General features: G+C 36.7%; 4 protein-coding genes. 1 reads left to right on the plus strand and 3 read right to left on the minus strand.

All coding sequences use genetic code 11. From position 1 onward, the window contains the following. Positions 1-155: 155 nt before the first annotated feature. The 3 genes from ACY10D_RS06975 to ACY10D_RS06985 form a co-directional block, all read right to left on the minus strand. Positions 156-2096: an NHL repeat-containing protein gene (locus ACY10D_RS06975; RefSeq protein ID WP_487000035.1), complete on the minus strand. Its 1941-nt coding sequence runs from the start codon at positions 2094-2096 to the stop codon at positions 156-158. Between the two features lie 605 nt (positions 2097-2701). Beyond that, complete coding sequence (locus tag ACY10D_RS06980) at positions 2702-6208, minus strand: hypothetical protein (protein WP_487000036.1); 3507 nt, start codon at positions 6206-6208, stop codon at positions 2702-2704. Between the two features lie 373 nt (positions 6209-6581). Continuing rightward, positions 6582-7553: a zinc transporter ZntB gene (locus tag ACY10D_RS06985; RefSeq protein ID WP_487000037.1), complete on the minus strand. Its 972-nt coding sequence runs from the start codon at positions 7551-7553 to the stop codon at positions 6582-6584. A gap of 170 nt (positions 7554-7723) precedes the next feature. Here ACY10D_RS06985 and ACY10D_RS06990 point away from each other — a divergent pair, with 170 nt between their 5' ends. Then, the gene (locus tag ACY10D_RS06990; protein ID WP_487000038.1) at positions 7724-8512 is read left to right on the plus strand and encodes an SPOR domain-containing protein; all 789 of its coding nucleotides are present in this window, start codon (positions 7724-7726) and stop codon (positions 8510-8512) included. The last annotated feature ends 154 nt before the right edge of the window (positions 8513-8666 follow it).

Consider the following 8666-nt stretch of genomic DNA (forward strand, 5'->3'; position numbering starts at 1 on the left):
TCTTATCTTTAACTCAACCATTTTAAAACCCACTTACAAAAAGATCCCTATAAACCTATGCTTTGCAAGAGGGGTGCTTAAGCTTGCGAGGCGGGGTGTTGAAATAGAAAAAGTCTGTAACTCCAGTTATTATTTGATTATGCTTATTGGTTTAGCTAAAAATAACGTGTTAAATCAACAATCGACAGAGATGGGATACCACCTGAAGGTATTTTTGCGGCAGTAAAGTATGCACTTGTAACATCTGTTGCTTGATCATAACTTGAACCATTATATTGCGCTCTAATGACTTTAGAATTACCGGTTACAAAGTAAAGATTGCCCGCATAATCAACCACCATGTCGTCGATATCAAAAGCACCCGTTATACCAGTAGGCATTGTAATGCTAATCGGAGTATTACTCATATGTGCTGTATCATAAACTAAGACTTTTCCAGCTGACGTACCTACATAAAGCTTAGAGTCATCTCTATTTACAATCATTGAAGTAATCTGACCTTGCGTAGCCGTTGTCAAAACTGCTGATGTTGTCGTTCCAGAATGCAGATCACCAGCATTAGTAGTATGATAGATTGTCTCTGTAGTTGCTCCTTGAACAATAAAATACATGCCATTGCCTGCATTTTCAACAGCAACTGGCATCGGGCTCAAATTAAGCTGATTATTGGCAGGGTAAGTTAATGTGTTCCAACTCGTACCATCAAAATGAAACAGTTGATTTGCTGCAGTTAAAACAATAAGCGAAGCATAATTATTAGAAAACATTCCATCTAGACCTTGGAAGTCATCATTTGATGTTGCAGGTGTGATGGTTGGAGAACTTGTACTTGGAGATGTCACCTTTAATAAATTTGCCATCCACTGACTATCTGATACCCATAGAGCACCTGAATTATCAAGCCCTAAACCGACTGTTTCAAAGAAAGAATGGATATTTGATGATAAATCATGCCTAACGAGATTACCGGCAGTAACTGCGGTTCCGTCTTGCGTTAAATCAACAGGCAAATAGTAATAACTTCTCCCACTACTTGCATAAACTTGGGCAGAAAGAGTGCGCGGATTCAACAAACTTGCAATACCTGAAACAATCTGTGCTTTTGTTGCACTAATAACATGAATATTATCTAACGCAGGATAACCTTTTGTTGCCAAAGCAAGTTTCTTAGTAGGTGTTTGCGAGTCAATTGATCCGCCAACAAAAATACCACCAACATGAGCATTTCCACCTATCCCATTAAATGCAATGTCTTTGCCACCTCCAAGCGGTGTATGCGCATAGCTATTTGATGTGTCTATAGTAAAGCTTGATGTTCCCATTCTTTGAGGGTCAATATTAATTGGAAAAGCATGGCTTGTTGTGCCAGGTGTAATCGCAGTATCAAAAGTGAATGTTGATTGTGAAGCAGGATCGATAACTGCTGATGCACTAGTAGCATTCTGATTCAATACGATATGGACATGATCATATCCTGATAGACCTTGCACATATAAATAAGCAGGTCGTTGATCATCTGAGTCAGTTGGTGAAATAGCCATAGCGTAAACATCACTTGCTCTTGTATTAGAGCTAGAAATATTCGCTGTAGGTGTTGCAGGTGCTGGCACTACATTTAAGAAAAAATCAAGATGACTAAAAGACACTGAATCAGGAGCTGCAGCCTGTGGCATTAAAACAATATTAGAGTTAACGTTAACCCCCTGTATATCCAATTCACATGCATCTGTGGTTGCAGTAAGTGTACAACTACTCACTGAAGTCCCGCCTTGCTTTAAACTCACTGTAGCATCTGTTGATATTGAATAAGTAGAAGAGTCTAAAACAATAAAGTTAACCTTAACACTCTTACCCCCAGCTACAGCCCTTCTCAATTTAAAGTAAACTGTCTCTTTATATGTTGAACCTATTGCAATGTCATGCTTATGATTGCTGGCAGTTATTATTTGACCTGTGCCATCTGAATGACTCGCATAATATACTGGATCACCAGAAACAAATACATCATTATAATTTAAACTCTGCCCAGCATATGTTGCCCCTGTTAAAAGCGCTGCACTCAAAGTGATTGCACTTAATAACTTCACTTTTCTCATAATTTTTCCCTCTAAAATTTGGTTCATTAAAAACAATGGCAACTGACTAAATATATCAAGCATAAAAAAAGAACCATGCCATGACTCAACTTATAGAGTTGCTATTAAGTCAAAATGCACTCCCTTAAGCATGCTTTTTTATAAAAAGCACCCCATCTACTATCACATACGATTATCAAGGATAATTTTGTTGTTAATATGTAGTTATGTGTTAAAGATGTAAAAAAACTAAACTTTATTAATTGGAGTTACGCACTTTAGAAAAAACTATGATTTTATAAACACCCCGTCAGCCTACGGCTGCCACCCCTCTTGGAAAGAAGGAAATTGGGCGACGGTGATTTTAATTCACCTTTCCAAGAGGGGTGCCGAAGTTTACGAGGCGGGGTGTTGAAATAGAAAAAGTTCGTAACTCCAGTTATTAAAAACAGGCTAAGACTAAACATTCACCCTCAAGTGCTCACCACACCCTGAGCATAAGTCAAAGCAATACACTGGGTATCAGTCAAAGTGGGTAAGCTTAAGAAAATCACACTTCATAGAAACTTCGACTTACGCTCAGTCAATGCTTACGCAATCAAAGTGATCAGGAATATGGCTATAGCCTAAAAATGATTAACTATAACACCATGAATTAAAAAGCTACCATTGTCCGCAACTGCATAAAGATAATTACCATCTTCACTCGCTGCAATATGATTTATTGAATATGGTGATGTTAATTGAGTCCACGTACCAGATTCTAATTGATCTATTGCTAATTTATAAACTTGATGATTACTCTGAGCCAGAACATAAATATTGCCATCAGCAATTGTTACGTCTAGTAAGTTCTTACCTTCATCAAGTAAACCCGTTGTTGAAAATGATTTAGTTATCACTTGGCTACAGCTAGCATCCCCAGACTTTATCTTTGATAAATCTAAATTGAGCAAGCCAATGCTTGAGCTAACAAATAAGTTTGTTCTTTGTTGATAAGTAATTATATTACTAATATTACCGTAATCACAGTCATACACTTGATGCTCTGCATCATTATTCAGTGCAATAATATGACCTGAATCCATTACCATGACTAACGATTTACTCTCATCTGCTTTATTAATACTAAACTGATTATTATATAATGTGTATTGGTCATTACTGTCACCACTAAATAGATAAGCTGCTTGCATTGGCGGAAGGTCACCATCAGCAGGATTTGTATCTATCCCTCCTGTGTTTGTATAAGCAAACACCTTATTATCTGTTGATGAAATGAAGCTAAAACTGCATTGCCAGTTAGATAAACTCCCTTCGGAAAAAGGAAAGCCGTCTTCTGCATATCTGGATACAGGAAGTAAATATCTCCAGTATTCATCCGCAAACTGATCAGGTCCGAATGCTCCATAATAATATGACTTACCATATTGACAATATACTTCGTCAGAAACCGCTATAAATGCATTCTGTGCTGCACTTGTGCCACCGATAGCAAATGCTTGGATCTCATTACTATTCATTTGTGTATTACTTCTATTATAAAACTGCCAAGTAACTCCATGATCTTGTGTATAAGCAATTCCTTTATCCTGTGTTGCTACATAAGTTGCGCCATTTCGTTGTATAATACTCTTTGCTGCTGAGAATTTTTCTTGTGGCAATATTTGGTCCCACTTATTCTGACTACCTATATTTATTGGTGTTGAACTATCATTATCACTTTCTTTAACATTACTTGCATATAACACCAAGTTATCAGATAGATCACTACTAGAAAATGCTGGCATGGCTTCTGATGATAGCATCAGTGATTGATCTTGCTGCCAAATTACACCATTATCACTAGAATACATCAATGTAAATAGTTCATTCTCTGAGTTTAAAAATGAATAGCCTAGCGTATATAAAACACCTTTATCTTGAAATATTTCCATTGGCAGATAATGCTCAGGCGTATCAATTTTGCTAAAGCTTTTTCCACCATTATTTGATCGATATAAATAGCCCGTCGGTGGATCCATAGTTAAAATACAGGTTACATCAATCTGATCGCCATCAACATATAAACTCATGAACATTGGGTTTGTAGCATTTGGAATATTTACATCCATTAATTGCCATGTGGCGCCATTATCAGTTGAACTATACACTTGATCACCATAGCCGATAGCACCATCGTCTTCCTGTGTATTAACAATCATATATAATGCACCATCATTATTATAAGAATGTGTTAACTGGGTAATTTTCTTAATCTCAACCGACTTATCATTTTCTTCTACCTTACCAAGATGCCATGAAATACCATAATCATCTGAGCTAACAATGACAATTTTTCCATCTTGCTTTGCTGTATAAGAAATTACCCTGCCGTTATAATCTACCAAACTAGCCGCGGTGATTTCAACAGGTGGCTTACTACCATAATACTGCCAACTTTGACCATTATCTGTTGACTTAATCAATGCATGCTGAGCATTCTGTGCCAAAAATAAGTAAATAGTACCGCTATTATCTGTAAAAACTTTAAGAATATTATTATTGGCTAGCAATCCAGTGCTTTTATCAAAATTAACCCAACTTTTGCCATTATCACTTGAAACAGATAAGCCTGCACCATTGGTATAGTAAATTTTCCCTTGGACTTGATAAACACTTCTTGGCAAATCGGCTACACCACCAGGTAAAGGTGCATTAGATAGCACTTTTCTATCAACAAAACTATCAGGATAACTTGTTAACATAATTTTTGAAGTGGTTGCTTTCCAACCATCAGAAAAACCTATCGTATAATTATTGCTTTGTAATTGTGGTACTTTTTTAGATGTATAATTAAAGACATAAGTACAAGCATGTTTTGCTTTTAGACCTGATGCACCTAATTTCTCACAACTGCCTTTAGCCTTATTCTCCGTAAAAATACTCTGATCATCACCTTCAAAACTATACTTTAGGTTTTTCATTGCACTGTTAGAGGCATTATAAATCGTATAAGTTAAGCTTGTATCTTTATCAGAAGATGCCTGAATCACATAGTTACGTGGGCTTACTCGAATTTCATCTGCTGATATTTTACCTGTAACCTTATGCACAACATCGCTTTTTAAATTATCACCCTTTGCTTGTAATAATATTGTATCAGCTGGTTGAGATGCCAATGAGGCTTTAAGGGTAACAGCGCACTTAGACAATGGTGCTAATGCGTTGCTACAACCATTAACCACAGTCACTCCTTGCCCTGGTGCATTACCTAATTGAATATTAAGCCCATATAAAGGGAAATTAGAAACATTCTCAACCGTGTATACTAACTCGCCTCCAGGGTATAGTGCATTCTCTGACGGATCACTATCAAATTGATTACCTTGCTTAAGTAATGCCATTGAAGCCGCACTACTTATATTTTCCTGAATATTTATTTGTGGGTAACCAAAGTTCACCTGCTTTGTTAATATTTCTTCCCCATCACTTAAGATATGAACAATGACTGGTGCCTCAGAAACTTCCATTGTCGCAGAAAGCGTAAACCCACAACTATCTCCTTGATTTAAGGATTTATTTTGACAGTCTGAATTGACTGAGACACCATTTGGTATACTGCTATCAACTGCTGTCAATTGAATACTTAATTGATCCGCTGGCTTTGTCCCTGTATTTTTCAAGTTATAGCTTGCTTTTTGCCCCGCTGATACATAATCTGCACCAGGATCTGAAAATGACAAATGAATGCCACTTGAAACAACTTCTACAGGAACATCAATAACTTTACTATCTGCGTGAATACGCAGATGGTTCATATTGCCAACAGCTGCTGCAGAGTCTAGGTCAATCTCAATTATCGCTTCTTGTTTGGGTGCTAGTGTATGAGGAACATCTCCTTGTATATGCATATTCTTTTTGCTGTCTAGTGCTGCAGATAGATTATTTAAGGTTGCATCTCCAGTATTTTTAATAACAAGTAAACCTTTTCCATCATGCTTATTCAACTTCAAACTTGTTGTATCTACTGTTAACTCACCTTTTTTTTGCTCAGTTTGACCTCCACTTTCACCACCACAAGCAACTAAACTAGCGCCAACAAATAACGTTAATAAACTTAATTTTGTTTTCTTAAACCTTGTTTTACTCATTTTTCCTCCAAGAAAAAATCTAGATTTTAGCCTCATACTCAGATCACCAAAACATAATCTGAGTGATTTTGAATACAATTAAAGCACCTTTTTGTGTTCATGGTTTGTTTAAATATGTATTAAATGTAAAATCCATTTTTTAAAGTAAAATAAATGTAAACACATGTAACGCCATCAAGCTGTGCCATCAAAATAACATTATCAGAAGACTCATACTAAACGATACCAAGTAATGTCTCTGTTTGAATTGTTGTTAACTTTAGCTCAAATATTCTATACAGCTAAATCCCATGCCTGTTTTGCCAATTTAAGTGTACAAAAGAATCAGTTTTTAGAGAATTAACTTGACTAAGCTCTAATGATATAGAAAAAATCAAATCCAACGAATCTTGCGCATAATGGCAATATAGCCGACCATAATCAACGCCAGTATCGCGCAGACAATAATAAAGCCGTAATGCGACTCAGCCCCTGGAATGCCGGCAACGTTAATCCCCAAAAGACCAGTGATAAACCCAAGCGGGATAAACACCACACTGATCATTGATAAGATGTACATACGTTGATTCATCTGTGTTTGCTCATAAGCGTGAATTTCATTTTGGATAATTAAACTTCTATCTTTCATCGCATCCAGATCTTCCAGTAAACGCATATTGGCATCAAGCACTTGCCTTAATTCAAAGACGTCCTCATCATTTAGCCATGTCAATTTATTGCCTGAAATCGCTAATATTGCCTCACGTTGCGGCAAAATATAGCGCCTAATCTTTATCGCCTTTTTACAAATCGCATTAACCCTATCTGACAATACAATCAATCGATCTTTTTTAATCGCAAGTTCAATATCATCAAGTTTACCATCATAGCTATCAACTAATTGGTCGGTGTGCTCAGTAATATGCATCAATAAAATATTCAAAAACTCACTTGTTGCACAGGGTCCGGCATTTGAGCGCAACATATTGTTAATCTCAGTGATCGAATGCAGATCTCGACGCTTAACAGTTATAATCAAGCGCTCAGTTAACCACATGCGAATTGATGTCATATCTTCAGGCTTTTGCCCTTTATTAAGATTAATCGCACGAAAGGTTGCCAACATGCCATTATCCAGCACCAGAATGCGTGGTCTGGTTTCTTTGGCACACAACATATCGATGATCTTTTCAGGTATCACTTGATATTCATTTAAAAAATCAGCAGCTTGCGTTAAATCCAGATGCAGCCAAATAATGCCAGATGATGCGCTCATAACTGAGGGAATATCTTTTTCGGTGATTTCTTTAGCGCCTCCGTTACCATCTAACAGCTTAATATTTACATGTTTTTTTTGTACTTCCATCACGCGATATCATTAAATACCTTTTTGCATCACTCTAGCTTAAAACGCGATAAACGCAATCAGTTAATAGGATAAAATGCACAAACATACTTTATACTTTGGCAATATCTTATTAAAATCACTAGCATATCTAAAAAACAATTGACAGATAAAAGGCAAGTTTCTTTACAATGCGTGATTTTGCTAAAAACAACTCAACAACTACTGCTAAAAACAATATAAAAAACAAAGCAGATAACAAGCCTAATACGCAGTCTTCATTGGTCATAAGAAAAATTATCCTTGCCCTTTTATTGTTGGTATTAGTCATTGCTTTTATTGTGAGCTTTTATGGTAGTAATAAATCAAAAGACAGTGCAGCAACATCGAGCACACAAACGGTACATGTCCCTTCCAAGCCAGTTGTTAATGTGAGTAACTCGAAAGAGCAAAACAATCAAAAGCAGGATAATGCCACAGCAGATAATGAAACAACTCAAGTCGCTAAGCAGACGTCCAATAGCAATGCAGTGGCAACAGCACCTGCTAATGAAAATAGTGCTAAAGAAACAGCTTCAACAAACAGTAAGAAAACGAAAGATAGCAAAACGGATAACAAGAAAGATGAAGATCAGCCTTTGACTTTTACGTTTTATAACACACTAACTAATAAGACCGTACAGGTCGATGCCAACCCTGAGAAACTAAAGCAATATCGCTATACCTATATGCTGCAAGTTGGTTCATATCGCAATCAAAGTGATGCAAATGCCACACGTGCTAAGCTCATTTTGGCAGGTCTTAAACCAACTATTAAAAAAGTAGGCGATTGGTATCGTTTGGATGTTGGGCCTGTTTATAATAAACGTGATGGTGATGTGATCAAACACAAAGTTGAAGCCGCCGGGATCTCTGGCAGTATTTTGCGCCAAGTGGATAAAGAGGAAATTACTCAACAAACAAGCGACGATAATCAGTAAACTATGTAGAGTCATAAGTTTGAAAAATCATCATTTTTTGAACACCCTGTCAGCCTTCGGCTGCCACCCCTCTTGCAAAGACATAGGTTTATAGGGATCTTTTTGTAAGTGGGTTTTAAAATGGTTGAGTTAAAGATAAGATGAATAAAATCAC

Source organism: Cysteiniphilum sp. (genome assembly GCF_057495195.1).

Coding starts and splice junctions, on each gene's coding strand:
- ACY10D_RS06975 (WP_487000035.1), bottom strand. CDS start 2,096: ATGAGAAAAGTGAAGTTATTAAGTGCAATCACTTTGAGTGCAGCGCTT.
- ACY10D_RS06980 (WP_487000036.1), bottom strand. CDS start 6,208: ATGAGTAAAACAAGGTTTAAGAAAACAAAATTAAGTTTATTAACGTTA.
- ACY10D_RS06985 (WP_487000037.1), bottom strand. CDS start 7,553: ATGGAAGTACAAAAAAAACATGTAAATATTAAGCTGTTAGATGGTAAC.
- ACY10D_RS06990 (WP_487000038.1), top strand. CDS start 7,724: ATGCGTGATTTTGCTAAAAACAACTCAACAACTACTGCTAAAAACAAT.